Consider the following 25,578-nt stretch of genomic DNA (forward strand, 5'->3'; position numbering starts at 1 on the left):
GGAAAACGCTTACACAAAAATTGTAAACGTTTCCTTTTCGGAATTCAATGTTTTTCTAGACAAACACCTAACGCCTTCCACTTTGCGCCATCGGTTGGGAAACCCCCTCTATTATCCATTTGAAAAACGATTGCATTATTGGTCGATTGGACTGTATATAGAAGTTAGGGGAGGAATTTTAAAAATATGTCACTTACGAACCTCATTAACAACTTGATCGCCAACGCCAGTCTGTTGCTGGTCGGCCTCTATATCATCTCGCGTCTCACGAAGCTGGGCGTGACGACGAAGCTCCCGCTCCGGCGTCAAGTCACCATCTCCTTCTTACTCGCCGGGCTGTCGATTGTGATCACCCTCCACGGCGTGTTGTGGAACGCGCAAGCCGACTTTCAATACGGGTTTGTCCCCATCATCATGTCGGCGCTCTACTTCGGCCTGCCGGGTGTACGCATCACATATGTCGCGAGCATTCTCGTTTTGCCGTTCATCTTGACCGAGACGCTTTTGTTGATCACGTTTCTCGACTACACGCTCGCCGCATCGGTCGCTGTCGCTTTCCTATGGTTCCGTGAACGAATCAAGCCGGCGCGGGACATCCGAATCGTCAATGCGATCAGCCTCGGATTCATCTCGTTGTTCTCATTGTTAAACGTCAGCAATTATAATCAAATCGAAACGTATGTGATGACGCTCCTCGCCTTCATCACCATCGGGTACTCAGCCGGATTCCTTCTCCATGTCGTCTACGGGGGCATCCATAAAATCCAACGCTCGGAACGGCTCATCTCGAAATATAAAGAAGCGGCCTTCACCGACGCATTGACCGGACTTGGCAATCGCCGCCGCTTCGAGGAAGAGATGAAGCGCGTCGACGAAGAAGTGATCAATGGAACGCAAGACGTCGCCTTGCTCTTCCTCGACATCGATCATTTCAAATCGATTAACGATACGTACGGCCATGATGCCGGTGATGCCATCTTGATCGAATTAGGCAACCGGTTGACGAAAACCGCCCGGACCGATGACATGGTCTGCCGCAACGGCGGCGAAGAATTCTCGGTTTTATTGGCCGACTGCACGTTGTCGCAAGGGTTCGTCATCGGCAAACGCTATTTACGGCAAATCGCCGAAACGCCGTTCTTATTGCCAGACGGATCGTTCATTGACGTCACCGTCTCCATCGGCATCGCCAGCACGTCAGAGTCCAAAATCGCCACGTCGAGCCAGCTGATTAAAAAAGCTGACGTCGGCTTATATGTCGCCAAACGGAGCGGACGCAACCGACTCGGCAAGTGGAATGAAAAGAAAGCGAACTAACCCTTGATGCGTGGCATCAGGGGTTCATGATAGTTTCTTCCATTCTTCTAACGCCTCTAAGGACCAACGATAGCTCAGCTTGAACGTTTCGTCCTTCTCATGCAACACCCGATAATATCCTGTTCCCCGTACTTCTCAGCACACAAAAAACGACGCCCGATTGATTCGGACGTCGTCTGTGTTAATTCCCGTACTTTTTAAAGAGTTGATAGTTCTTGTTTCCGCCTGACAAGTTATAGACATCAGTGAACCCGAGGTTGCGGAGCACGTTTTGGGCCGCGTTCCCCGTTACCCCGCCGTTGCAATAGACGACGGTCGGTTTGGTCTTATCGAGGTCGTTCGATGCCGCACGTAAATCACCGAGCGGGATGTTGACGGCACAGTCAACGCACGCCTTCTCGAACTGCGAGGCTTTGCGTGTATCGATGATTTGCATGTCCTCACCCGCATCAATCCGCTTTTGCAGTTCGGCCGGCGTGATGAGGCGAGCCGCTTTGTCCATACTGTTCGCGAGCACCATGCCCGTGTACATGACCGGGTCTTTCGTCGTCGAGAACGGTGGCGCATAAGCGAGATCGAGATGGAACAAATCATCGACTTTCGCCTTGAACGTAATCGCCGTGACGAACACGTCGATGCGTTTGTCGACACCTTCGAACCCGACGATTTGAACGCCGAGCAATTGGCGTGTCGCCCGGTCACCGATTGCTTTGATCGTCATGTCTTTCCCGCCCATATAGGCCGGCTTATCCGGTTTCGTGTTATGGAGCACTTCGATGTCGTATCCGAGTTCGCGTGCCTCACGTTCCGATAGACCGGTCTGCGCGACCGCTTGGCCGAACACTTTGAAGATGCCCGTCCCGAGGATGCCTCGGTGTTCGAGGTCGCCGCCCGTGATGAGGTCACCGAGAGCGCGCCCCATCTTGTTCGCCGTCGAACCGAGCGGACGCCAAATCGGTTTACCCGTGACGAGCGAGAAGCTTTCGGCGACGTCGCCGGCCGCATAGACGTTCTTCACGTTCGTCTCCATGCGCTCGTTGATGGCGATTGCACCCGTCTCCCCGATCGTCACCCCGATCGACTTGGCGAGTTCTGTGTTCGGACGGACGCCGACCGACAGGATGACGAGGTCCGTGTCAATCGTCTTGCCGCTCTCTGTGACGACGCGTTCGACGTGACCGTCACCGATGAGTTCCGTCACCGTCTCACCGAGCATGAGCTCGATGCCGTTCTTCTCGAGGTGATCTTCGACCCGGCACGCCATGTCTTTGTCGAGCGGCGGCATCACTTGTGGGAAACGCTCGATGATCGTCACATCGATGCCGCGCAATTTGAGCTGCTCGGCCATCTCGAGGCCGATGAAGCCGGCGCCGATGATCGTCGCGTGCTTCGGATTCGTTGCGTCGACGAAGTTGCGTGTCGCTTCCGCGTTCTGGATGTTACGGATCGGGAACACGTTGTCCGAGTCGACACCCGGGATCGGCGGGATGATGCTCGAGGCGCCTGTCGCGAGGACAAGGCGGTCATAGCTGTCCGTGAACGATTCGCCTGTCTCGAGGTTCTCGACCGTGATCGTCTGTGCGTCGGCATCGATTGCCGTCACGTTATGTCGTGTCATGACGTCAAGTTGATAACGTTTTTTGAAGAACGCCGCGTCACGAGGCGTCAAATCGTCGCGTGACTCGACTTCGCCGCCGACGTAATACGGGATGCCGCAACCTGAGTACGAGATATCGTAATCGCGATCGTAAATCGTAATCTGTGCGTCTTCATTGTTACGACGTGCTTTTGCCGCGACCGACGTACCGGCGGCGACTGAACCGATGATGACCAATTTCATAAAAAACACTCCTTAGTAAAGTATTAGGCTGATATATAGTCCGAGCAACGTGATGGCGAGCGTCGGGATCGTCAAGATGATGCCGACTTTAAAGTATTGACCCCAACCGATTTTAAGCCCTTTCGTACGGAGCACATGGAGCCAAAGCAACGTTGCGAGTGACCCGATTGGTGTAATCTTCGGACCAAGGTCGGACCCGATGACGTTCGCATAGATGAGCGCTTCCCGAATCTGACCGGTCGTATTCGTCAAATCGATGGCGAGCGCGTCAATCATGACGGTCGGCATATTGTTCATGACCGATGACAAGATGGCGGCCAAGAAGCCCATCCCGAACGTGGCGCTGAAGGCGTTCACGGCGAACCAGTCGATGAAGTTGGCGAGCACTTGCGTCAGTCCCGCGTTTTGCAGACCGTAGACGACGATGTACATCCCGAGCGAGAAGAAGACGATCGCCCAAGGCGCACCGCGTAGGACGGACCGGGTCGGCACGGCCGGTGAACGGTTCGCCATGATGAGGAAGAACAACGAGATGACGCCTGCGACGAGCGAGACCGGGATGCCGATGATGTCACTCGTGAAGTATCCGATGACGAGAAGTGCGAGCACGACCCACGACAAACGGAACATTTTATGGTCTTTGATGACCGAGGCCGGCTCGACGAGTTTCGATAAATCGTATTGCTTCGGAATGTCTTTTTTGAAATACAAATACAAGACGAGCAAACTTCCGGCTACTGCGAATACGTTGACGAACACCATCCGCGCCGCATATTCGGCGAAACCGATGCCGAAGAAGTCGGCCGAGACGATGTTGACGAGGTTCGAGACGACGAACGGCAGACTCGCTGTATCGGCGATGAACCCGGACGCCATGACGTATGCCAACACGACCGCGTCCGGCAGCTTGAGCGCTCGCACCATGGCGAGCACGATTGGTGTCAAGATGAGCGCCGCTCCGTCGTTGGCGAACAACGCCGCGACGAGCGCACCGAGCAACGTGATATAGACGAACAGCTTCACGCCGCCGCCTTTGGCGATGCGGGCCATATGTAAGGCAGCCCATTCAAAAAATCCGATCTCGTCCAAGATGAGCGAGATGATGATGATGGCGATAAATGTGAACGTCGCGTTCCAAATGATGCCCCACACGGTACCGACGTCGTCCAAATTGACGACCCCGGTGAGTAAGGCGATGACCGCCATCCCCATCGCCGAGTAACCGATGCCGAGGCCTTTCGGTTGCTTGATGATGAGGAAGAGCGTCACCAAAAAAATCAAACTAGCAATCCACTGCACAATGAGTTCCTCCAATAATTCTCTATTTGTTTAGCACGTCTGTTGTAAGCCGCGAAGCACGAGGCTGACGCCGTCTCCTGTCGACTCGACGTCGAGCGTAACGTTCTCCGCCATCGCTTCGGCATCTTTCGCGACGGCGAACGTGAGTCCGTCAAAATCTTTCACATCATCTGTCGTTTCCGGAGCCGCGACGACGAGACCGAGTGTCGGGCCACAGCACCCGGCTTCCGTACAGATGCGAACCGATCTTATTTCCTCTTCAATCAGTGCATCTTTCATAAAATCGATCGCTTCATTCGTGACGTTCATGTAACTTCCTCCTTGAGTAGTTGTGACAGTGCCGGATAACCGACCGGCAGCTGTTCTTGCCAGGCGAGTAACGTCGGGCGCGGATAGGCGTTCACACGCTCGAGCCAAGGCGCCTCGCTCGCGACTTTCGCCGTAAACAGCTTGCTCGTCACGTCGAGCGGTGTGAACGATTGGTTGACGACCCAGGCGAACGGTTGAATCTCAGCCCGTTCTAAGTCAGCGACGAGCCGCTCGGCTTCATACACTGGGGTCGCTTCAGGAAGCGTCGTGATGACGACGTGTGTCTGTTTCGGGTCGCGCAGTTTCGGTAACAGCTCGCGGACCGCTTTCGGGACGACCCCGGTCGACCGTTCGAGTTCGCGGTGATAGCTTTCGGTCGCATCCAAGAGGAGAAGCGTGTGACCCGTCGGCGCCGTATCGATGACGACGAAGCGGTCTTTCGCTTTCGCCACTTGATCGGCGAAGGCGCGGAAGACGGCGATCTCTTCGGTGCACGGCGAACGCAAGTCCTCTTCGAGCATCATGCGCTGCTCGTCGTTCATTTCCCCCGCTTCCCGGAACACATCCATCCGGTACTTCTCAATCTCAATTTTAGGGTCGATCGCATCGACGGTGAACGTATCCGGGACGTCCAACCCGATCGTAAAGGCGACATGCGCGGCCGGGTCCGTCGTCGTCAAATGGACGGCGTGCCCCCGCTCACTGAGCGCGACGGCGACGAGCGAGGCGAGCGTCGTCTTGCCGACCCCGCCTTTCCCCATCGTCATGATGACGTTTGGTCCGTCCATCTCGATTTCGTCGACGAGACGATCGATGGATCCGTAACGGTTCGTGTCATAACGTGTGTCCGGGACGGCGACCGTCTCTCCGTTCACAAAACGGCGGAGCGCCGGGACACCGACGAGGTTCTCATAGGCATATGACAACGTGAACGTCTCGAGGTCGGCGACGCCGTCTGGAAGTTCGCGGAGCGCTTGTTGTTGACGCTCGATGAACCGTTTCGTATAGCGATCCGTCCCTTCTTCGACTGCGACGATGCCGTTGATGACGAGTTGCATCCGTTCGATCCCGATCGCGTGAAGTTCGGTCGCGGCTCGCGCCGCCTCGACGAGCGTCGACGTCTCCGGACGGGCGACGAGCAACAGTGTCGTTTCCTCGCCATCGGTGAGCGTCTCGACGGCCCGTTTGTATTGCAGTTGCTTATCGGCTAGGCCGGCGAGCGGACCGAGGCACGACGCACCGGTCGTGTTCGTCTCTAAAAATTCGTCCCACGCACTCGGCAACGTCAACAACCGCAGCGTGTGACCGGTCGGCGCCGTGTCAAAGATGACGTGATCGTACGTCTCACGTGCCGACTCGGACGTCAACAGCTCGGTGAACTGGTCGAACGCCGCAATCTCGACCGTACAGGCGCCGGACAGTTGCTCTTCCATCGACTGGATGGCCACGTCCGGCAACACGCCGCGATATGGTCCGACCATGCGTTCCATGTATTGTTGCGCCGCCTCTTCCGGGTCGAAGTTCGCGATGGCGAGACCTGTATCCGGGACGCGACGCGGTGTCTCGTCAAGTTCCATCTCGAACACGTCTTGTAGGTTGCTCGCCGGATCGGTCGAGACGAGCAAGACACGTTTTCCGCGGTCAGCGAGCGTCAAGGCGAGGCTCGACGCCGTCGATGTTTTGCCGACACCGCCTTTCCCGGTCAAAAATACGTAACGGGTCGGCTCGATTGTCGTGAAGTCAAAGCGATTCATGATGACGCGCCTCCTTATTTTTTGAGCGTGATGCGCACTTTCGGTTTCGCGCCGTCTTGTGTGGCGAACGACTCGACCGGGAGTTCTGTCAATCGGGCGATCTCTTCGTTCGTCATATAGGCGCCCCGTTTGACGATGTCCCCATCAACGACCGTGAGCGGAAGCGTCTCGAGGCCGTTCGCGATTTCAGCTTGGACGTGGGCGTTCTCGACGAACCGATTCGGCTCGGAGGCGAGGTTATAACGGGCCACATCAAAGCCGCGTTGTTTCAATACGTAATGGATGGTCGCGATCCGCGTCAGTTCGGGATCGATCGACGGACCGCATAGTCCGGTCGAACAGCACATGGCTGGTTCGAACACTTCAAGTTTCATCGTTGACTCCTCCTTAAATCGCACACTCGGCGTCACAGTCACAACTCGCATCGACCGTCTCGATGTTGTCGAGCAGCTCGACGACGATCGCATAGAACGGGCTCGTCTCATTCAACCGATAGTGAATCCACTGCTTGTCGCGGCGTTCCAACAACAGTCCCGCTTGGCGCATCATCTTCAAATGACGGCTGATGGCCGGCTGCGAGATGTCGAAACAGTCGACAAAACTGCAGGCACACTGCTCCCCTGCCTGCATTTGCTTGAGCATCGTCAAGCGGGTCGGGTCGGCGAGCACTTTGAGCACTTTACTTAAATCATCTACCGTATGCATCGTCATTCTCCTTCTCTGTATAACAAATCCGTTATATAACCTTTACGTTATGAAATTACCATAGTTTTTCATTCGCGGCAATTGTCTTTTCAGAAAAAATCCGGTATGATGAAACACGTTGTGAAACCATGTGTCGGTCGAACGACTTCTTTCATATAATGCGGCGTTTGATCTTCGTGAGACTCGGAGATCAAAGTCAAAAATATATAGAGAGGTGTGTTCTTTTGGAAAAATTGAATACGATCAAACAAGATTGGCTCGGCAACGTCCGGGCAGACGTCCTTGCGGGGATTGTCGTCGCGCTCGCACTCATTCCTGAGGCAATCGCGTTCTCACTCATCGCGGGAGTCAACCCGATGGTCGGATTATACGCGTCATTCATCATCGCCATGGTCATCTCGATCGCGGGTGGTCGTCCGGCCATGATTTCGGCCGCGACCGGTGCGATGGCCCTCGTCATCGTCTCGCTCGTCGCGGATCACGGTCTCGAGTACTTGCTCGCGGCCGGTATTTTGACGGGAATCATTCAAATCGCGCTCGGCTATTTCGGCATCGCCCGGTTGATGAAATTCATCCCGCGCGCCGTCATGGTCGGCTTCGTCAATGCGCTCGCGATTTTGATTTTCCAAGCGCAATTGTCGAACTTTGAAGGCGAGAGCTGGATCATCTGGGCGCTCGTTGCCGCGTCACTCGCGATTATCTTCTTATTCCCGCGTGTCACGAAAATGATCCCGGCCCCGCTCGTCGCCATTGTCGTCATGACGGTGCTCGCCATCACGCTCGGTCTCGATACGAAAAACATCGGTGATATGGGAACGATCTCAGCAACGCTACCGGAATTTTTATTCCCGAACGTCCCGTTGACGTTTGACACGTTGATGATCATCCTTCCTTACTCGATCTCCCTCGCCTTCGTCGGATTGATCGAATCGCTGTTGACGGCACAAATCGTCGATGACATGACAGGTACGGACTCGAACAAAAATCGTGAGTCGCGCGGTCAAGGGATCGCCAACATCATCGCTGGTTTCTTCGGCGGGATGCCAGGTTGTGCGATGATTGGCCAATCGGTCATCAACGTATCGTCTGGTGCTCGCGGCCGACTGTCGACGTTCGTCGCCGGACTCGCGTTGTTCCTGATGATTATGACGATGAGTGATGTATTGATGCTCATCCCGGTCGGCGCTCTCGTTGGTGTCATGTTCTTCGTCTCGTATGCGACGTTTGACTGGGGCTCGCTCAAAGCGATGCGTACCGCTCAAAAATCGGATACGGTCGTCATGCTCGTGACGGTGCTCGTCACGGTTGTCACCCACGACTTGTCACTCGGTGTATTCGCCGGGATTTTGACGGCAGCGATCCTCTTCGCCGCAAAAATCTCGAAAGTCGAACTCGATCGCAGTGTAGACGCCGATCGTGCCCGTTACATCGTGAACGGTCAGCTCTTCTTCGCTTCGACGTCTGAGTTCGTCAATCAGTTCGATGTGACCGAAGACGCCGAAGCCGGTGTCAAACACGTCACGATCGACTTCTCGAACACCCATCTTTGGGACGACTCGGCCATCGGTGCCATCGATAAAGTCGTCTTCAAGTATCGCGAAGTCGGGATCGAGCCGGAACTATTGAACTTGAACAAAGATTCAGAGAAACTGCTCAATACGCTCGCGCTTCACTTGAAACAACAAGAAGCAAACGCCGGCCATTGATTTGGTCTCTACGGGAGTGGACATTCGCGTTCACTCCCATTTTTTTATCCATGGCTCTACAAAATCGCATATACTAAAAGTAGATTGTGTGAAAGAGGAGGACGTTTTTATGGGAAAGGTATTTTTAGCGGCAGACGGGTCTGCCCACTCGAAGCGGGCGCTTGAGAAAGCGATCCAGCTCGCCAAGGCATCAGACGCATCGATTGACATCGTCCATGTCGTCAGCGCCAAAGAATCGAAAGAAGCCGCGCTCAACTCGACGGGAAAACTCGATCTCGAAGCGAAGCGAAAATTGATGTTACAACCGCTCTTCGATCAAATCGTTGCAGCCGGGCTCGAATATGAATATATCGAACTTCGCGGCGAACCGGACGTCGAGCTCGTCAAATACGCGAACCATCAGCCGTACGAGTACGTCGTCGTCGGTTCACGCGGACTGAACACGTTCCAAGAGTTCGTGCTTGGCAGCGTCAGCCATAAGCTTGCCAAACGCGCTCTCGCCCCGGTCATCATCGTCAAATGATGGTCACCCTTTCTTTGCGGAGAAAGGGCTTTTTTTCTGTTCCATACAGGAAATAAGTACTAGGTGTGGAATGGGATAGTGAACTCAATTTATGAAGGAGGAACATACTTGGACATTGCCAATGACTCAAATTTATTGCTCATCCTCTTGCCGCTGCTCGTATTGCAACTCATCTTGCTCGTCGTCGCCTTGATCGATTTACTGAAGCGACAAGAAACGAACGGACCGAAATGGGTGTGGCTTCTCGTCATCCTGTTCATCAACATCCTCGGCCCGATCGTCTACTTCTTATGGGGACGGACGAAGCGATGAACGTCACCAAACTGACGAAACGATTCGGCACGTTCACCGCGCTCGACGACGTCAGCTTCTCGCTCCGACCGGGTTGCACGTCGCTCCTCGGTGAGAACGGGGCCGGAAAGACGACATTGCTCAACATGATCGCCCGCGTGACGACACCGACGTCGGGTCAAATCGTCGGCCACGACGCCATTCGCATCGGTTATTTGCCGCAGCGGCCAGCGCTCTATCCATCGCTCACCCCGGTCGAGACGATCCGTTATGCGGCCGAGTTGACCGGGGTAACGGGTGTCGACCCGGTCCATCTGCTGAAACGGGTCGGACTCGAGCCCGTCGATCGGCCAGCAGCCCACTTGTCCGGCGGGATGCGGCAACGGCTCGGCATCGCCCAGGCACTCGTACATGACCCGGAGTTGTTACTGCTCGATGAGCCGGTGTCGGCGCTCGACCCGCGCGGCCGTCGGGAAGTACTCGACTTATTGAGCGACTTGAAGCAGGAGCGGATGATTCTCTATTCGACGCACGTGCTCCCTGACGCCGAGGAAGCGAGTGACTGGGTGCTCCTGCTCCGGCAAGGGCGCCTGCTCATGGAAGGGACGGTGACCGATTTGCTCGGTTCGAAGTCCTCGATCCAAGTCCGTCTGTTCAACGACGTCTTGACGGAAGAGGAATGGCGGACGCTCCCCGGTGTCAGTCACGTCACCCGCTCCGGGACGACATGGGAACTGGAGACGGACGCGAAAGACGTGACGGAACGAGCGATGCTGCAGCTGCTGCTGGAGCGCGGTCTAAGACTCCAATCGCTCCATGTCGGGCATCCATCGCTCGAGTCACTCTTTTTGGAGGTGAACGCCTGATGAAACTGGCCATCTTCAAACAAGAGTGGAAAGAGTCATGGCGCAATAAACGGATGATTTGGGTACCGATCGCCTTGATGTTGCTTGCGGCGATGCAACCGCTCACGCTCTATTTCCTCCCGGACATCTTGGCCTCGGGCGGCAACTTGCCGGACGGTGCGGTCATCGAGATCCCGACCCCGTCACCGGAAGAAGTGCTCATGTCGGCGAGCGAACAGTTGCGGCAAATCGGACTGCTCGTCGTCCTCTTGTCCGCCATGCATACGTTCAGCCACGAACGGTCGCTCGGAACGCTCGCCTGGCTCAAATCACTGAAAATCCCAGCCACGCGAATCGTCCTCAGCAAATGGGGACATTACTCGCTACTCGCCGTCGTCGCGATCGGACTTGCCCAACTGAGTGCCGCCTACTACACGATCGTCTTGTTCGATTCGTTCGATGTCACCGACTTCTTGCTCGCGACCGGACTGCTCATGCTCCATTTCGTCGTCCAGCTGTCGATTTTCTTCATGCTTGCGGCGTTGCTCGAGAGCGGACTCGTCGCCCTCGTCATCACGCTCGGTCTCCACTTCATCATGTCGCTCCTCCTCGGCTGGCTCGAATGGGATTGGATGCCATGGCGGCTCGGCTCGTTATCGGCCGAAGTGCTCATGGGCGAGAGCTTACTCGTTTGGCCGATTGTCAGCGGCATCTTATTAATCGCCGCCACGTTGTTCATCGCCTCGAGACGGCTCTTATTCATCAGCCGTTCATCTTGAGTTGCAAGCATCATGTGAAAGCCATCGGAAAATTCCGATGGCTTTTTAGGTACAATGAATCAAATTAAGAAATATAATTTCCTATTTATGTTACATATCATTGAATTAAAAATACAAAATGGTACACTTTCGAGTAAGTAGTGAAGCGCTTACATTTTAGAGGAGGAACTGTTATGAAGAAATGGATTGGCGGTCTCGCCGCCCTCACGCTCGTCACGTCATCAGTCGTATTGCTCGATGCCGATGCCAAGTCTGTCCCGAAAAAGCCGAAAGTCGAGCTCGGGGTCGACCGGTTGATGGACAATCCTGAAATCTTGGCGGGTAAACGAGTCGGACTGATCACGAATCCGACCGGGGTCGATGCCAACATGACGAGCATCGTCGACTTGTTCCACAACTCCGATGATTTCGAACTGACGGCACTGTACGGACCGGAGCACGGCGTCCGCGGTGATGCACAAGCCGGATCGACGATCAGCTCATACATCGATGAAGTGACGGGGCTTCCGGTGTATAGCCTGTACGGCGCGACGAAGAAACCGACGGCCGAGATGCTCAAAGACGTCGATGTGCTCGTCTTTGACATTCAAGACGTCGGCACCCGCTTCTACACGTACATCTACACGATGGCGTATGCGATGGAAGCCGCGGCCGAGAATGACATCCCGTTCGTCGTCCTTGACCGGCCGAACCCGCAAGGCGGGCTCCGCGTCGAAGGACCGGTGCTCGACCCGGCCTATTCGAGCTTCATCGGCCTCTATCCGATTCCACTCAAGCACGGCATGACCGTCGGTGAGCTGGCACGCTTGTTCAACAAAGAATATCAGCTTCAGGCCGACCTCGAAGTCGTCAAGATGAAGGGCTGGAAGCGCTCGATGCTATATGAAGATACGGGACTTCCGTTCGTCATGCCGTCCCCGAATATGCCGACGACGGATACGGTCAACGTCTATCCGGCGACCGGTTTGTTCGAAGGGACGAACTTGTCGGAAGGACGCGGCACGACGAAGCCGTTCCAGTTGATTGGTGCCCCTTACGTGAAGGCGCATGACTACGCCAAGACGTTGAACGAACTCGAGCTTCCGGGCGTTACGTTCCGCGCTGCCTCGTTCACGCCGACGTTCTCGAAGAACGCGGGCAAACTGTCGCACGGCGTCGAAGTGTATGTCACCGAGCCATCGAAGTTTGAAGCGGTCAAGACCGGCATCGCCATGGTCAAGACGGCGCACGACCTGTATCCGGACGACTTCGAGTTCCTCGCCAACGACTTCATCACGAAACTGACTGGGAACGCCTACGTGAAAGACATGATCCTCGCCGGTGAGTCGCTCGAGGCGATCATGGACAAAGTCGACGCCGAGCGCGATGCGTTCTTGCCGATTCGGAAAGAGTATTTGCTGTACAAATGACAACTAGGCAGGCTCAACGGAGTCTGCCTCTTTTTGTAATCAAATGGTAATACCCATCATCGCCCTATTCAATATATTATATGGTTATATTATCGAAAAAGGAGCTTCCCATTTTGAAAAAACCTGCCTCAGTCTTGCTCGCTGCCGCCTTGGCGACTGCGTTCACATTTACCCCGCCGACACCGCTCACCGTCAATCCGACGACGGTCGAGGCGTCTTATCGTGAGACGGCCGTCAATACGAAAGGTTCCGTCACGGGAATCAGTCAAATCAACGTCCGGAAAACACCATCAAGCTCAGCGACAAGTTTAGGTAAACTTGATCGGAACGGCACGATGATGGTCCGGACGTCGTTCACGACGAACGGGGCCCGATGGTACAAGATCCAATGGGGCACAGGTTACGCATACGTTCCGGCCGCATACGTCAAGCTATCGACAGCCGAAGTCGCGTTCACGAAGACAACGTACGTCGCCCCGTCGAGCGTCTACTTGAAGTCGCGTCCGCTCACGACCTCGCCGAACGTCGTGTTCCTCCGCCAAGGGATGAAGCTCGAGACGATCTCGTATCGGTACACGGGCACGACGCGCTGGTATAAAGTACGCGTCGGGACGAAGACGGGTTATATCTTAGCGAAGCACATCACGTTTAGAGCACCGGCGAGCGGGGTCTTGGCCGAGACGAATGAAGAGCGCCAGGCGGCCGGTTTGTCAGCGCTCTCCGCGTCGAGCGAGGCGAACCGCGTCGCCCAAGTCCGGGCCGACGAGATGGCACGGACGGGACAGTTCTCGCACCAGCTCCGTGAGAACGGAAGCCCAGGGAATACGCTCGACGCCTACAACGTCAGCTATCGCAGTTGGGGTGAGAACATCTACATGGGATCGAGCGACCCCACGCAAGCCGTCAGTGCCTGGATGAACTCGACAGGTCATCGCGCCAACATCTTGAACGGAAACTTCACCCACCTCGGTGTCGGCGCCGCCAAGAACGCACAAGGGTCGACGATTCACGTCCAAGTCTTTTTGACGAAATGAAAAACCGGGAAGTCGCATTGATCGCGATTTCCCGGTTTTTTTAGCGGCGTTCGTCTTTCAGGCTTTCAAGGTTTTGTTGGGCCTGGCCCGTCTTCTCTTTGGCCGTCCCTTTCACCTGGTCTTTTTGTCCTTCACGTTTGAGCGATTGATTGTCCGACGCTTTGCCGACCGCTTCTTTCGCTTTGCCTGCCGCCTTATCGATTAAGCCATCGACTTTTTTGTTAAGTCCGTCTTTCATGTGAATCTCCTCCTCGTGATATCATGTCTAATTCATGTACCACTGTGAGAAAAACTCAAACATAATGCTCTTTGACGAGCACCCGGAAACGCGGTCGAACGGTCAGCTCGATCGTCGTCACCGTGCGGTTCCGATCCTCGTTCATGACGATCAACAGCTCGCCGTGGTCGCGCCGATCCTCAAGCACCTCGACTTTCCCGACCGTGCGGAGGAGCTGATAATAGAGCAACTCCCCCGTCGCGTCTTTCACGTTCACCTCGAACTCGTGATAACTTGGTGAGATTTTGAAGTAGAACGACTCTGCCCCGTTCGAGAAACGGAACACCGACTCGTCGTAATAAAACGGGAGTGTCGTGTCCATCCGTTTCGGCTCGACCGTACAAAACAACGCCCACGCCATCTCGTCCGGAAACTTCTCACTCGACTCTTCTTTATTGAACTGCCACTTTTTCATCGCGATCCCTCACTTCGACTTCCATTAATTGTCTGAATAATTCAACTATTATATTTCATTCGGCAACGGGTTCGGAAGTTCCTGCAAACGGGAACAAAACCTTGTACGCTATTTCACGTTCTGGAGTTGAAAGGAGTTGCGTCCACGTGTCCATCATCGCCCTCGATCACGTCACAAAACGGTTCGGTGAGACGATTGCCTTGAACGACTTTTCACTTCACGTCGAGGCCGGCGAACTGTTCGGCCTGCTCGGACCGAACGGGGCCGGCAAGACGACCGCCATCTCGGTCATGCTCAACCTATATCCGGCCGACAGCGGTTCAATCAAAATCTTCGATCACGCGATGCCGAAGGACGAACTGACGATCAAACGGCGCGTCGGCATCGTGCCGCAGCACGTCTCCGTGTACGATCAGCTGACCGTCTTTGAAAACATCCAATTTTTCGCTGAGCTATATGGCTTCAAGCCGTCTGAAGCGAAACAAAAGACCGAGGCTGCCCTCGACTTCGTCGAATTGACCGCGCACCAAAAGAAACGTCCGCCGGAACTGTCCGGGGGGCTCCTTCGTCGTCTCAACATCGCCTGCGGCATCGTGCACGAGCCCGAACTCATCTTCATGGATGAACCGACCGTCGCCATCGATCCACAGTCGCGCAACACCATCCTCGAGAACATCCGCGAGTTGAATCGACGCGGGGCGACGATCATCTATACGTCCCACTATATGGAAGAAGTCGAGATGCTCTGCGACCGCGTCGCCATCGTCGATGAAGGGCGGATTATCGCCGAAGGGACGCAAGACGAACTGAAAGACCAAGTCATGACGCTCGAGACGGCCCGCATCAAAGTCGACGCTCTCACCCCTGGCCTCCTCGAACGTCTCGAATCGCTCGAGCGAGTGAAGAAAGTCGATTACGAGGAACCGTTCCTCGAAGTGTCACTCGAGAAAGACACACCGCTCGCCCCGCTCCTTGACGTGCTCCATGACGAACGGGTCCGTTTCACCTCGATCACCGTCGACCGTCCGTCCTTGAATACCGTCTTTCTGGCCCTGACCGGCAAGACACTTAGGGAGTGAGTCCGATGAAACTATGGACGTTCATCAAATACGATGTCAAACAGCAACTGCGTGATCGCTCGACCATCTTTTGGATGCTCATCTTCCCAATCATTCTCATCTTCGGGCTCGGCACGATGCTGTCGGCCATCTTCAACAGCAACTTCTCGCTCCCGGTCACAGACGTCGCCTACGTCGAACAGTCGACCGACGACTATCGAGTACCGCTCGAGACGTTCCTCGCCGACGATGACATAAAAGAGTTTATCCGTCTCGTCCCGTATGACAGTCTGGCCGCGGCCGAGACCGGCGTGAACGACGGTGATGCCGACGTCATTCTCCACTTGGACGGTCCTGACGTGCGCTTACTGTACGAGGAACCGTCGACGATCGAGTTCGATGTGCTCGAGGCCGTGCTCCGGCAATATACGGACGTCGCCAATCAGCAAATCACACTCGCTGAGGCGGGCGTCTCCGCCCCGTTTACGCCTGAGTCGTTCATCGACAGCGAGAGCGTCGACTTGTCGGGCCGGAACCCGACGTCACTCGAATATTTCACCGTCACGATTTCCATCATGACAGCGCTGTTCGGTGCCTTCTACATCACGGGCATGCTCAGTGAGGAGCAACCGATGACGGGGAGCTATCTTCGGATCCAAGCCGCTCCCGTCAAACGAATCGAGTATCGCCTGGCCCGCAGTTTGAGCCGTTACACGCTCATCTTTTTGCAACTTGTGCTCGTGTTTTGGTTCAGTCACTTCGTCTATCGCAGCTTCTCGCTCGACTACGTTCACTTCAGTCTATTGTTCATCTCTTGGCTCGCCCTCGCTTTATACGGTACCGCGTTCGGTTTCTTCATCTCAAGCTTACCCCGTCTCTCGCGCGCGACGAAAGACGCGATCGTCAACGGGTTCGTCGCTATCATCATGATACTCTCTGGCGGCTATGTCCCTGGTTTCGACCAAGTGACGCTGAGCGTCGTGCCGTGGGCTAAGTACGTCTTCATGCCGATCTTCATGCGGGAAGGGATGCTTCAGGTGCTCTTGCGCGGTGGAGACACGTCCGTGTTTTGGCAAAGTCTCGGTTGGCTCGCCATCCATCTATTCGTCTTTGCCGGGATCAGCCTGCTGCTATGGAAAGGGGTGAACCGCCGTGGTGCTATTTAGACATGTCGCCAAGCGTATGCTTCGGAAAAAAGGGCTATGGGTGTTCACGTTCGTCTCCGTGTTCGGGTTCGCCCTCATCCTGTCGTTCCTCAGTTCGACGTCCGCCTTGAACGCCTCGATTGGCATTCTCGACCGCGACGGCGGAACACTCGCCGGTCGCGTGATTGAAGAAGCGGGACGGTTCGGAGAGGTGACACCGCTTGAGACGGATGAGACCGACGAGGCGTTGCTACAAGGACAAGATATCGTCTTAGTGATTCCGGACGGATTCAGCGAGGCGCTCTTGGATGGCGAGACGCCGCGATTGTCGTTCAGTGCGACCGAAGGGAGTGATGCCGCATTGATTGAACAAGCGCTCAATTCACACTTGTCCCGTGAGCGACAACTATTGATCGCAAGTGAGTTTGACGAGGAACGGTTCACCGAGCTCGCCGAACGTGAGACGGAAAACGGCTATACCCTCTCGAGTGAGCCGTTCCAACAGAGCGTGGCGACGACGGCGCGGACGCAGGCGTTCCTCGGCCTCTTGTCGTTCGTCATGATGTCGGCGTTCCTTCAGTTCATCCCGCTGTTCGTCGCCGACGACCGGGACGAGAAGATTTATTCGCGCTTATTTGCGGCCCCGGTCACGCCCCGGCGTTACATCGGTTCGCTGTTCGTGTCGTTTTGCGCGGTCGGGCTGCTCTACGTGCTCATGTTGCTCGCCTTCAGCGCTGTCCTCTATCGACAGGACATACTCGCGCACCTACCTGTCCTCACGCTGTTGTTTATCGTCTATTTATTCGTCTGTCTCGCCATCGGATCGCTCATCGCCATCCTGGCGACGAACCGGGAGAAAGCGAACATTTGGCAGACGTCCGTCACGATGGCCGCTGCCATCACCGGCGGCGCCTTCATCAGTCTGACGTGGCTGCCTGATACGCTCCAGGTCGTCGGACGCTTCTTGCCGACGTACTGGTTCAATTACGGGGTCGCCCAAATGTACGAGGACAATTTCCCACTCCAATCTGTCCTCATCATGCTCGGGATGGCGCTCGTCATCTTCCTCCTCAGCGCCTGGACGTTGAAGAAACGGCCGCTCACATGAAAAAGGAGAGCCGCGACGGCTCTCCTTTTTATAATGCTTCAATCACCTCTGCAACGTCGGCACGACTTTCTTGAAGAACACCTCGACGAGTTCGGGGTCGAACTGTCGGCCTGCTTCTTCTGCGATGACCGCGAGCGCTTCGTCGAGCGTCTTCGCTTTCCGGTATGGGCGTCCCGTCATCATGACGTCGAACGTGTCCGCAATCGAGATGATGCGTGACGCGAGCGGGATCTGCTCGCCGCTGATGCCTTTCGGATAACCGTTCCCGTCCCATCGTTCATGGTGGGCGAGTACAATTTCGGACAGCGGCCCATACTCCGGCACCGTACTCAAGATGTTATAGCTCACTTCGGGATGACGTTTGATTTCACGCCATTCGGACTCCGTCAACGTTCCTTCCTTATCTAAAATCTCATTGCTGATTGCAACCTTGCCGATATCATGCAGTGTCGCCGCCGTGACGAGTTCGTTCACATCAGCACTCGTGAACCCCATCGCCTGTCCGAGTTGCCGCGACAGCTCGGCGACGCGTTGCGAATGTGCTTCTTCGCGCGGGATTTTCTCGTAGAGCGTTCGCATGATGAGCTGAATCGAATGATGGCGTCGGCTTTGTTTCTCCGACACTTTATGGTGATACATCCGGTCCTCGGCCAAATTGAACACTTCCGCGATGGAGAGCGCGTCATCTTCCTTTACCGCTTCGCCGAACGATGCCGAAATCGGCAGCCCTTCGATCGATTTGGCGAGGAACAGTTGGCTCAGGCGATCGGACAAGCGGTTCGCCTCTTCAAGTGACGTATTCGGCATGATGATGACAAACTCATCCCCACCGATTCGAGCGACCGTATCCTTCCCTCGAATCTCACGTTTGAGCGTCATCGTCGCCTCAATCAACAAGCGATCCCCGACGAGATGACCGAACGCGTCGTTCGTCAGCTTCAACCCGTTGACGTCGACGACGATTAAGGCGAGCGGATAATAGTCCGGCTCATCGTACGTGATGAGCGCCTCATCGAAGTAACGGCGATTCTTCACCCCGGTCAATTGGTCGTGATAACTCAAATACTCGATTTCCATCTCATATTTCTTCTTCTCGGTCACGTCACCGATATAGCCGTGCCAAAGGACGTGCCCTTCATCGAGCTTCTCTGGACGCGACGATCCCAAGATCCACGTCGTCCGACCGTCGGGCGTCAGGACGCGAAACTCCGCATCCCAAATCGTCAAGTTCTCGTACGACGTCTCGATGCTTGCCATCACGTTCGGATAATCTTCGGGATGGATTTTTGAGAATACGAGACCCGGGTCTTGTTTCATCTCCTCGAACGTAATACCGGTCAGCACCTCGAACCCCCGGCTAAAGAATGGGAAGTGGAAGCTGCCGTCCGGGCGCCGCTCGAACTGATAGATGGCACCGGGCACTTGATCGGACAGCTTCGTGAGCAATCGGTCCCGCTCGGCGAGTTCTTCCTCGAGCTGGACGCGTTCCGTCACGTCTTTGGCGACTGCGTAAATATAGTTGCCTTGGACTTTTGAATGCCACTCGATTGATCGATAGTCTCCATCGATCGTCCGGTATCGGTTGACGAAACGAAAGATGTCCTTCCCTTCTTCGAGCAAGGCGAACGCTTCATTCGTCTTCTCGACGTCATCGGGATGAATCAGGCTCGTGAAGTCCATGTTCTCGAGTTCTTCGAGCGGAAACCCGAGCACACGCTCCCACGCCACGTTCAAATGGAAAATCTCATGATTGGTCAGGGACATGATGCACTCCAAGTCGACGGTCGCGAACCCTTCGAACATCGACTCCTTCGCATCCCCGATTTGCCGGTCCGCTTTCGTCATCTGTTCGAGGATGTGCACGATATACAATTCGACGAGCCCAAGGCGGCTCGCCTCTTTATTTCCTTGCATGACAATCGTCAAATCCCCGTAAAAGACACCGTCCTTCTCGATTTTAAACAAGACGACTTGGCCAAGGTTAAAAATCCGTAAAATATTTTTGATCAGTCGTTTCGGCAACACCCCGTCGACGAGCGGTAAAATGTCGTCGAACACGATTGGGCTCGGTGCCTCGAGTAACTTGGACCGTTTCGGGCTCATCGGCCATTTGCGTCCGACCGGATGGAAGCCTAGCACATCGAGGCTGCGCTCGAGCAGTTCATCAATGCCCGAGAGCGCCACGGTCGAGTACGTCTGTCCATCATCGTCGACTAAATTGAGCGTCACGGCCTTGGCACCGGTGAACCCTCGAATCTGGTCGAGGAAATGTTGGTTCATCAACAATTCTCGTCCGGTCGTCACGAAGCGGTGCGACACGTTGACGAGTTGTTTCAGCGCATTGTTCTCTTGGACGTGCGGTGTGATGTCGTGGAACAGCGTCGACACATGACCCGGACGCTCGCTAAAGACAGACAGTTCATACCAGGCCTTGTTGCGACGTGAGAAATGTTCGAACGTGATGGCTTCGCCACTGCCGACGGCCCGCGCGACTTGGACGATCCATTCCCGTTCGCTGTATTCAAAATCTTTCAACTTGTCGGTGATCCGTCCACCGAGAAACTGTTCGCGCTTTGCTTTCATGATGCGCTCGAACGCTTCGTTCACTTCATGAAACTCGTAATCGACGGGCTCCCCCGCCTCATCGTAGAGCACTTTAAACTCGACGTAGCCTTGGGGCATATGGCGCAACAAGGATTGAAATTTGGTCTGGTCTAAGTCTGCCACGTCGGTCCCTCCTCCGTTCAATTCTACTTTTCAGTTTACCTCATTTCTTACAAATTCCCTATATTTTCCGAATCGATTCTCGCCAATATGCGCACATTAAGTTTTTGTAAATGACACCTCTCGGCTTGCACCTCCCCATCTCGATTGTTAGTATGATTACGAAAACCGATATCGAAAACCGATATTAAGGAGATGATGCACGTGGAAGACCGCGTTCTTCGAAAACTGTTTCTCGGTTTCATCCATATCCATATCTTGCACCACGCCTCTGAGCACCCGGTGTACGGAGCTTGGATGGTCGAGGAGCTCCGTGAGCACGGCTACTCGATTAGCGCCGGCACGCTCTATCCGATTTTGCACTCGATGGAAGAAGACGGGCTGCTCGTCCGGACGAACGAGCTCGTCGAGGGTCATATCCGGAAGAATTACACGACGACCGAAAAAGGCCTCGTCGTCTTGGCGGAAGCCCGTCAAAAAGCGTATGAACTATTCAAAGAAATTAAGGAGTGAAGCACATGCCCAACCAACGCGTAACGTTCAAAACGTTACTTGAGATTTTATTCGTATCGACCCGGCTCGGCCTGACATCGTTCGGCGGACCGGTCGCCCACCTCGGCTATTTCCATGAGGAGTACGTCCGCCGTCGCAAATGGATGGACGAACGCGCCTATGCCGACCTCGTCGCTCTCTGTCAGTTCTTGCCGGGTCCGGCGAGCAGCCAGGTCGGCATCGGCATCGGGATCGTCCGTGGCGGCATCCTCGGCGGGATCACGTCGTTCATCGGGTTCACGGCCCCGTCCGTCATCGCCCTCATCTTATTCGCCCTATTGGTATCGGGACTCGACGTCTCAGACGCGGGCTGGCTTTATGGATTGAAAGTCGTCGCCGTCGCCATCGTCGCCCATGCCATTCTCGGGATGGCCGGTAAATTGACGCCGGACGCGAAGACGCGGACGATCGCGTTCTTCGCACTCGCCGGAGTCCTGTTATGGCAGACGACCTATAGCCAAGTGCTCGTCATCTTGCTCGCCGGACTTGCCGGGTTCTTGCTGTTCAAACCGCAAAACCTCGACGTCAAGTCGGCCTCGTTCCCGCTCTCGAAACGACTCGGGGCGACGCTTCTCGGTCTGTTCGGGGCGCTCCTCGTCATCTTGCCGATCTTACGGGAGACGATCGAGAGTCAATCGGTCGCCATATTCGATAGCTTCTACCGCGCGGGGGCCCTCGTCTTCGGCGGCGGCCACGTCGTCTTGCCGCTCCTCGAGCGCGAACTCGTACCGGCCGGTTTCTTAAGTGAAGAGGCGTTCCTCGCTGGTTACGGGGCCGCCCAAGCCGTACCGGGACCGCTCTTCACATTCGCGTCTTATCTCGGGACGGTCATCAATGGCGTGCCGGGAGGTCTGCTCGCCACGCTTGCCATCTTCTTGCCGGCGTTCCTGTTGATCCTCGGCGCCTTGCCGTTTTGGGATGCACTCCGTCGCAACCCAAAAGTCGCCGGTGCGCTCATCGGTGTCAACGCTGCCGTCGTCGGGATTTTGATCGCCGCCTTCTATCAGCCGATCTTCACGAGCACGGTGAACGGTGCGGTCGACTTCGTCTTCGCTGCTTTCTTGTTCGCCATGATCGCGTATTGGAAGATGCCGCCTTGGGCGCTCGTCATCGGCGGGGTCATCGGCGGGATGATCATCGGCACGTTATAACACGAAAAAGGGACTTCTTCGCGAAGTCCCTTTTGTCATGGCCGCCATTTCCAGCGCATATAGTTGATGAACAGCTTCACGTACGCCAACTGTTCACGGACGACGTACTTCAGTTTTGTGGCCGTCGGCGTTCTCGCATACAGTGCGTCGGTCGAGAGCCCAAAGTACAGGCGTCCGACGAGCCGGGCCCGCCTCACATGAAAGTCGTTCGTGACGACGGTCAGACCAGACTCTCCACTCCAAATCGAACGGCTGAACAGAAAGTTCTCATACGTCGACGTCGACTCCGCTTCGATATGGATTCGCGCCGCATCAATGCCACGTGCCGTCAACTCCCGGGCAATGACGCGGGCCTCCGCCATCCCTTCATCAGGTCCTTGTCCCCCAGAAGCGATGAGTTCGACGTGCGGATATTGATTCGCGTATTCAGCCGCCGCTTCAATCCGGTGCAACAAGGCACGGGACGGTTGAATCCCGTTCACTTTTGCACCGAGGACGAGGACGTAGCGATACGTGCCGTCAGCGTTTCTTTGTGCCATCTCTCTCACCTGCCTCGGGATGATTATAGCAATCTTTTTAAAATCGAGGGACAACGAAGGACCGATGGAATTTCCACCGGTCCTTCGTTATAGCCGCCAAGTCACATAAAGAACTTACCAATCGGATGTGATTTCGCTTTGTCGAGTTGTTGCTTCAACGTCTCGATTTCTTTAGCCAAACCTTCTTTCTCAGATTCAAGTTGCTTCACCGTCGTTTCAAGGGTGGACACTTGCTTGTCCTTGTCACGATTCGAACGGTTCGCCGCAATCAAGTCACGTTTTACTTGGTTCGTGTTCTTACGGGCTTGGTCTCGTTCTTCTTTCGTCTGTTTCCGAAGCGCTTCTTTCTTATCGAGCTTCCCTTCTAACAACTGGGCCGCCCGGTAATAGTTGAGCTGTTCGTAACGGCTGTACGGATACACCGCCTCCACTTCGACAGCAGGCCCGCCATCGGCGATCACTTCTTGAAGCAATTGCTCCAGACGAGTTTGGGGGACCACGTCTCGGAATTCTTGGTCGACCAACTCGGCTGAGAATGTCGAGAGTTCAGCCCGGTACGACTCGTCCTGTAGGCGCTTGATTTCATCACCAATCGAGCCGCTCTTATAGCCGTCATACTTTTTCCCGATACCGCCAAAGTTAATTTTAGCAGCGTCACGCCATGACTCTGGAGTGATCAAGCCGTGGTAGCCTTTACTGCCGACGGCAATCGTTGGCTTTCCGACAGCCATGGCTTCGAGTGCCGCTCGACCTGGAGCGATAATAAAGTCGGCTTCGCTCATCGTCTCTGGAAGCTCTTCCTGACTGAGCCAGCCGAGCCATTCGATTTTTTGGTTCGTCCCTTCAACGGTCTCTTTATACCGAGCCTCGTACTTCTCGCGCTGAGTCCCGTCTCCAATCACATACCAATCAATCGGCATTTGTTGGACGCGCTCATCTTTCAAACCGTCTAAAAAGACGTCTAAAATAAACAGCTTATCTGGGTCAATGCGGGATGAGAACATTCCGACGAGACGTTCTTTCTTACGCGCTGGTTTTTTCGGTTGGAACAAATCCGATACCCCGTTCAAGATGACTTCTACTTTCGGGGCAATCTGTGGACAATGCTCCACCAAATACTCCGCGATTTTATCAGACACGGCAATGACTTTTGAGATACTCGTATGGTACTGATCGATGTCATCGTGATACATCCCATGAATGACGAGCACGAACGGAATATTCTTTGCCTCCGCCACCGCTACACCGAGTTGGCGCGAGTTGAACGGGTGGGCATAGACGACGTCGAACGGCAATTCAATCAACTGCTCGATCACGTCTTTGACATTCTCGTTCGTATAGTCCGTCTCGATGACGGTCCCGCCGAGCGAGCGAATCTCATCCGCAAACGGACCTGGTTTCGAGACGACCGTGATATCGTGTCCATGTTTACGTAAATGGCGGACCGACGCTAAAATGTGAAGGTGCAGCCCACCCATCGCCGAGTGGAAAAATACAGGTAACAGAATCCTCATTTGATTGATCCCTTCTCAATTTCGTGTGATATACAGCTTAGAACGAATCTTCGTAATCCCCAGACATCCCGGAGATGCGGTCGTTATGCATGAACAAGACGAGGTCGACATCGTTCTCTTCGACGTAGTCCGTGATATCGACTTTGCCTTCCGCGTAGCGGACGTCAATCGCCGACACCGTCCCGAACGATTCACCGAGGAAGCCGAGCACCGGGTTGGCGTACGAATCCTTCAAGACGAGCACGTGCAAGTCGTTGACTGGATCTTTCTGCTCGATGCGCAGCTGTCCATAGTTGTCCTTCATGAACACTTTATAGAAGTCAGAGAACCGTGCCGTCTCTTCGGCTTCTTCGCGGGCGATGACAGAGTGGCCGCAGTCATCACCGTTCCGGCAGACCTCGGTCGTGAAGCCGTCTTTCGGTTCCAACCATTCCAAGTAGTCGAGTCTCTCGACGTACGGGAGTGAGATTTCACGGGCGTGCGAGCCGAAGTACGGTTGGTCGATCTTGTACGTCTCCATATCGGACGCCTCAAGTTTCGGTACATCCTTATAGTCTTCTTGGAGCCGCTCGATGATTTGTTGATACCCAAGGAAAGCCCCGTGGACGTTCCAATGGTGGTCGTTGTAGAAATAGATGTCTTCCATCGGTTGATTGAAGATTGTCTCGCCGAGGTCGATGAGTTCGAACTCGGCCCCTTCGACCGCGTCATGTAGATTGCCGCGGCTCTCCAAGTCCCCGCTCATGACGTAATCCGGAATCAACTCATTTTTAGAGGCGAAAGCCGGCTTACTTGGAGCTGAGGCGAAGTAGACCGGGACGTCCTGTTCTTGCATCGCCGCCCCGAATTCCGGGAACAGGCGCTTCATGTTGTCAAACCCGCGCACCGGTTCGTCCGGACTGACGAGCACATCATTATCGAGGGCGAGCACCCCGTTATTGACTTGTTGTCGGAAAACGTTCTTTTGGAAACCGGCCTGGAGCCCCATCCAACGGTCTCGTTGGAACACTTGGTCACTCGAATAGGTTTCAAACGCTTCCATATAGGAGCCATCGCGCACGGCCTTGACCGATGCTTCCGGTTGTTGTGCGAGTTCACGCCCTTCTAACACGGACACTTCCCGATCTTGACCGAACCAATACGTGGCCAGACCGAGAAAAAGTACGCCTAGAAACACACCGAGCAATAGAAAGTCAGCGAACCAGGACTTTTCGAGCCCTTTCGGTTTTTCTTTGATCGGGCGTGGACCAGGCTTTCGAGAATCTAACGGCTTCTGCATCGTAT

The 25,578-nt window shown here is 55.0% G+C and carries 25 protein-coding genes; 13 read left to right on the forward strand and 12 right to left on the reverse strand.

From position 1 onward, the window contains the following. The first annotated feature begins 186 nt into the window (after positions 1 to 186). Positions 187 to 1,317: a GGDEF domain-containing protein gene (locus KNP79_RS09395; RefSeq protein WP_215192137.1), complete on the forward strand. Its 1,131-nt coding sequence runs from the start codon at positions 187 to 189 to the stop codon at positions 1,315 to 1,317. A gap of 181 nt (positions 1,318 to 1,498) precedes the next feature. Here KNP79_RS09395 and KNP79_RS09400 read toward each other — a convergent pair whose 3' ends face one another. From KNP79_RS09400 to KNP79_RS09425, 6 genes are read right to left on the reverse strand one after another with little or no spacing between them, the layout of a single operon-like run. After that, complete coding sequence (locus tag KNP79_RS09400; protein ID WP_215192139.1) at positions 1,499 to 3,157, reverse strand: FAD-dependent oxidoreductase; 1,659 nt, start codon at positions 3,155 to 3,157, stop codon at positions 1,499 to 1,501. A 12-nt stretch (positions 3,158 to 3,169) separates the two neighbouring features. After that, complete coding sequence (locus KNP79_RS09405) at positions 3,170 to 4,456, reverse strand: arsenic transporter (protein ID WP_215192141.1); 1,287 nt, start codon at positions 4,454 to 4,456, stop codon at positions 3,170 to 3,172. Positions 4,457 to 4,486: 30 nt separating this feature from the next. Further along, positions 4,487 to 4,765 carry a Fe-S cluster assembly protein HesB gene (locus KNP79_RS09410; RefSeq protein WP_215192142.1) on the reverse strand — a complete coding sequence of 93 codons (279 nt, stop codon included), beginning with the start codon at positions 4,763 to 4,765 and terminating at the stop codon, positions 4,487 to 4,489. Beyond that, positions 4,762 to 6,519, reverse strand: coding sequence for an arsenical pump-driving ATPase (gene arsA / locus KNP79_RS09415; RefSeq protein ID WP_215192144.1), 1,758 nt, complete (start codon positions 6,517 to 6,519; stop codon positions 4,762 to 4,764). The genes KNP79_RS09410 and arsA overlap by 4 nt, the downstream gene beginning before the upstream one ends. A gap of 14 nt (positions 6,520 to 6,533) precedes the next feature. After that, the gene (gene arsD, locus KNP79_RS09420) at positions 6,534 to 6,893 is read right to left on the reverse strand and encodes an arsenite efflux transporter metallochaperone ArsD (RefSeq protein WP_215192146.1); all 360 of its coding nucleotides are present in this window, start codon (positions 6,891 to 6,893) and stop codon (positions 6,534 to 6,536) included. Between the two features lie 13 nt (positions 6,894 to 6,906). Further along, entirely contained in the window at positions 6,907 to 7,224 is a 318-nt protein-coding gene (locus KNP79_RS09425) for an ArsR/SmtB family transcription factor (RefSeq protein WP_052090154.1), read from the reverse strand. A gap of 224 nt (positions 7,225 to 7,448) precedes the next feature. On the opposite strand from KNP79_RS09425, the gene KNP79_RS09430 reads away from it, so the two are divergent. The 7 genes from KNP79_RS09430 to KNP79_RS09460 all read left to right on the forward strand — a co-directional run bounded on the left by KNP79_RS09430 (position 7,449) and on the right by KNP79_RS09460 (position 13,811). Beyond that, a complete protein-coding gene (locus KNP79_RS09430) occupies positions 7,449 to 8,930 on the forward strand; it encodes a SulP family inorganic anion transporter (protein WP_215192148.1) in 1,482 nt (493 codons plus the stop codon). A gap of 109 nt (positions 8,931 to 9,039) precedes the next feature. After that, on the forward strand, positions 9,040 to 9,453 hold the full coding sequence (locus tag KNP79_RS09435) for a universal stress protein (protein WP_034778808.1): 414 nt from the start codon (positions 9,040 to 9,042) through the stop codon (positions 9,451 to 9,453). A 108-nt stretch (positions 9,454 to 9,561) separates the two neighbouring features. After that, positions 9,562 to 9,765: a PLD nuclease N-terminal domain-containing protein gene (locus KNP79_RS09440; protein WP_084592848.1), complete on the forward strand. Its 204-nt coding sequence runs from the start codon at positions 9,562 to 9,564 to the stop codon at positions 9,763 to 9,765. After that, positions 9,762 to 10,610: an ABC transporter ATP-binding protein gene (locus tag KNP79_RS09445; protein WP_215192150.1), complete on the forward strand. Its 849-nt coding sequence runs from the start codon at positions 9,762 to 9,764 to the stop codon at positions 10,608 to 10,610. The genes KNP79_RS09440 and KNP79_RS09445 overlap by 4 nt, the downstream gene beginning before the upstream one ends. Beyond that, positions 10,610 to 11,368 (forward strand): ABC transporter permease, encoded by a 759-nt coding sequence (locus KNP79_RS09450; protein ID WP_214754048.1) that lies wholly within the window; start codon positions 10,610 to 10,612, stop codon positions 11,366 to 11,368. Before KNP79_RS09445 ends, KNP79_RS09450 begins: the two co-directional genes overlap by 1 nt. 173 nt (positions 11,369 to 11,541) lie before the next feature. Then, the gene (locus KNP79_RS09455) at positions 11,542 to 12,777 is read left to right on the forward strand and encodes an exo-beta-N-acetylmuramidase NamZ family protein (protein ID WP_215192153.1); all 1,236 of its coding nucleotides are present in this window, start codon (positions 11,542 to 11,544) and stop codon (positions 12,775 to 12,777) included. Between the two features lie 113 nt (positions 12,778 to 12,890). After that, positions 12,891 to 13,811, forward strand: coding sequence for a CAP domain-containing protein (locus KNP79_RS09460; RefSeq protein WP_215192155.1), 921 nt, complete (start codon positions 12,891 to 12,893; stop codon positions 13,809 to 13,811). Positions 13,812 to 13,851: 40 nt separating this feature from the next. On the opposite strand, the gene KNP79_RS09465 is transcribed toward KNP79_RS09460, so the two are convergent. Together KNP79_RS09465 and KNP79_RS09470 are read right to left on the reverse strand one after the other, a co-directional pair. Then, complete coding sequence (locus KNP79_RS09465; protein WP_034778818.1) at positions 13,852 to 14,049, reverse strand: CsbD family protein; 198 nt, start codon at positions 14,047 to 14,049, stop codon at positions 13,852 to 13,854. A 55-nt stretch (positions 14,050 to 14,104) separates the two neighbouring features. Further along, on the reverse strand, positions 14,105 to 14,503 hold the full coding sequence (locus KNP79_RS09470) for a hypothetical protein (RefSeq protein ID WP_058764353.1): 399 nt from the start codon (positions 14,501 to 14,503) through the stop codon (positions 14,105 to 14,107). Positions 14,504 to 14,649: 146 nt separating this feature from the next. On the opposite strand from KNP79_RS09470, the gene KNP79_RS09475 reads away from it, so the two are divergent. The 3 genes from KNP79_RS09475 to KNP79_RS09485 are packed head-to-tail and all read left to right on the forward strand — an operon-like array spanning position 14,650 to position 17,814. Next, positions 14,650 to 15,582, forward strand: a complete 933-nt coding sequence (locus KNP79_RS09475) for an ABC transporter ATP-binding protein (protein ID WP_034778822.1) — start codon at positions 14,650 to 14,652, stop codon at positions 15,580 to 15,582. A gap of 5 nt (positions 15,583 to 15,587) precedes the next feature. Next, positions 15,588 to 16,727, forward strand: coding sequence for an ABC transporter permease (locus KNP79_RS09480; RefSeq protein WP_251132935.1), 1,140 nt, complete (start codon positions 15,588 to 15,590; stop codon positions 16,725 to 16,727). After that, positions 16,714 to 17,814, forward strand: a complete 1,101-nt coding sequence (locus tag KNP79_RS09485; protein ID WP_215192159.1) for an ABC transporter permease — start codon at positions 16,714 to 16,716, stop codon at positions 17,812 to 17,814. The genes KNP79_RS09480 and KNP79_RS09485 overlap by 14 nt, the downstream gene beginning before the upstream one ends. A gap of 42 nt (positions 17,815 to 17,856) precedes the next feature. On the opposite strand, the gene KNP79_RS09490 is transcribed toward KNP79_RS09485, so the two are convergent. After that, entirely contained in the window at positions 17,857 to 20,541 is a 2,685-nt protein-coding gene (locus KNP79_RS09490) for an HD domain-containing phosphohydrolase (RefSeq protein ID WP_371743428.1), read from the reverse strand. Positions 20,542 to 20,742: 201 nt separating this feature from the next. Between KNP79_RS09490 and KNP79_RS09495 the strand changes: the two genes are divergently transcribed. Next, positions 20,743 to 21,051 (forward strand): PadR family transcriptional regulator, encoded by a 309-nt coding sequence (locus KNP79_RS09495; protein WP_215192161.1) that lies wholly within the window; start codon positions 20,743 to 20,745, stop codon positions 21,049 to 21,051. 5 nt (positions 21,052 to 21,056) lie between these two features. After that, positions 21,057 to 22,241 (forward strand): chromate efflux transporter, encoded by a 1,185-nt coding sequence (chrA, locus tag KNP79_RS09500; protein WP_215192163.1) that lies wholly within the window; start codon positions 21,057 to 21,059, stop codon positions 22,239 to 22,241. 35 nt (positions 22,242 to 22,276) lie between these two features. Here chrA and KNP79_RS09505 read toward each other — a convergent pair whose 3' ends face one another. The 3 genes from KNP79_RS09505 to KNP79_RS09515 form a co-directional block, all read right to left on the reverse strand. Continuing rightward, complete coding sequence (locus KNP79_RS09505) at positions 22,277 to 22,780, reverse strand: YdcF family protein (RefSeq protein WP_052090156.1); 504 nt, start codon at positions 22,778 to 22,780, stop codon at positions 22,277 to 22,279. Between the two features lie 101 nt (positions 22,781 to 22,881). After that, positions 22,882 to 24,294: a glycosyltransferase gene (locus KNP79_RS09510; RefSeq protein WP_034778835.1), complete on the reverse strand. Its 1,413-nt coding sequence runs from the start codon at positions 24,292 to 24,294 to the stop codon at positions 22,882 to 22,884. Between the two features lie 37 nt (positions 24,295 to 24,331). Continuing rightward, positions 24,332 to 25,573, reverse strand: coding sequence for a DHHW family protein (locus KNP79_RS09515; protein WP_215192165.1), 1,242 nt, complete (start codon positions 25,571 to 25,573; stop codon positions 24,332 to 24,334). Positions 25,574 to 25,578: the final 5 nt, after the last annotated feature.

It is taken from the genome of Exiguobacterium sp. s7 (assembly GCF_018618195.1).
GTDB classification, from domain to species: Bacteria; Bacillota; Bacilli; order Exiguobacteriales; family Exiguobacteriaceae; genus Exiguobacterium; species Exiguobacterium mexicanum_A.

Excerpts from the sequence above, each read along its gene's own strand:
- KNP79_RS09395 (WP_215192137.1), top strand. The coding sequence starts at position 187 with ATGTCACTTACGAACCTCATTAACAACTTGATCGCCAACGCCAGTCTG.
- KNP79_RS09400 (WP_215192139.1), bottom strand. The coding sequence starts at position 3,157 with ATGAAATTGGTCATCATCGGTTCAGTCGCCGCCGGTACGTCGGTCGCG.
- KNP79_RS09410 (WP_215192142.1), bottom strand. The coding sequence starts at position 4,765 with ATGAACGTCACGAATGAAGCGATCGATTTTATGAAAGATGCACTGATT.
- arsA (WP_215192144.1), bottom strand. The coding sequence starts at position 6,519 with ATGAATCGCTTTGACTTCACGACAATCGAGCCGACCCGTTACGTATTT.
- arsD (WP_215192146.1), bottom strand. The coding sequence starts at position 6,893 with ATGAAACTTGAAGTGTTCGAACCAGCCATGTGCTGTTCGACCGGACTA.
- KNP79_RS09425 (WP_052090154.1), bottom strand. The coding sequence starts at position 7,224 with ATGCATACGGTAGATGATTTAAGTAAAGTGCTCAAAGTGCTCGCCGAC.
- KNP79_RS09435 (WP_034778808.1), top strand. The coding sequence starts at position 9,040 with ATGGGAAAGGTATTTTTAGCGGCAGACGGGTCTGCCCACTCGAAGCGG.
- KNP79_RS09445 (WP_215192150.1), top strand. The coding sequence starts at position 9,762 with ATGAACGTCACCAAACTGACGAAACGATTCGGCACGTTCACCGCGCTC.
- KNP79_RS09450 (WP_214754048.1), top strand. The coding sequence starts at position 10,610 with ATGAAACTGGCCATCTTCAAACAAGAGTGGAAAGAGTCATGGCGCAAT.
- KNP79_RS09455 (WP_215192153.1), top strand. The coding sequence starts at position 11,542 with ATGAAGAAATGGATTGGCGGTCTCGCCGCCCTCACGCTCGTCACGTCA.
- KNP79_RS09465 (WP_034778818.1), bottom strand. The coding sequence starts at position 14,049 with ATGAAAGACGGACTTAACAAAAAAGTCGATGGCTTAATCGATAAGGCG.
- KNP79_RS09470 (WP_058764353.1), bottom strand. The coding sequence starts at position 14,503 with ATGAAAAAGTGGCAGTTCAATAAAGAAGAGTCGAGTGAGAAGTTTCCG.
- KNP79_RS09480 (WP_251132935.1), top strand. The coding sequence starts at position 15,588 with ATGAAACTATGGACGTTCATCAAATACGATGTCAAACAGCAACTGCGT.
- chrA (WP_215192163.1), top strand. The coding sequence starts at position 21,057 with ATGCCCAACCAACGCGTAACGTTCAAAACGTTACTTGAGATTTTATTC.
- KNP79_RS09505 (WP_052090156.1), bottom strand. The coding sequence starts at position 22,780 with ATGGCACAAAGAAACGCTGACGGCACGTATCGCTACGTCCTCGTCCTC.
- KNP79_RS09510 (WP_034778835.1), bottom strand. The coding sequence starts at position 24,294 with ATGAGGATTCTGTTACCTGTATTTTTCCACTCGGCGATGGGTGGGCTG.
- KNP79_RS09515 (WP_215192165.1), bottom strand. The coding sequence starts at position 25,573 with ATGCAGAAGCCGTTAGATTCTCGAAAGCCTGGTCCACGCCCGATCAAA.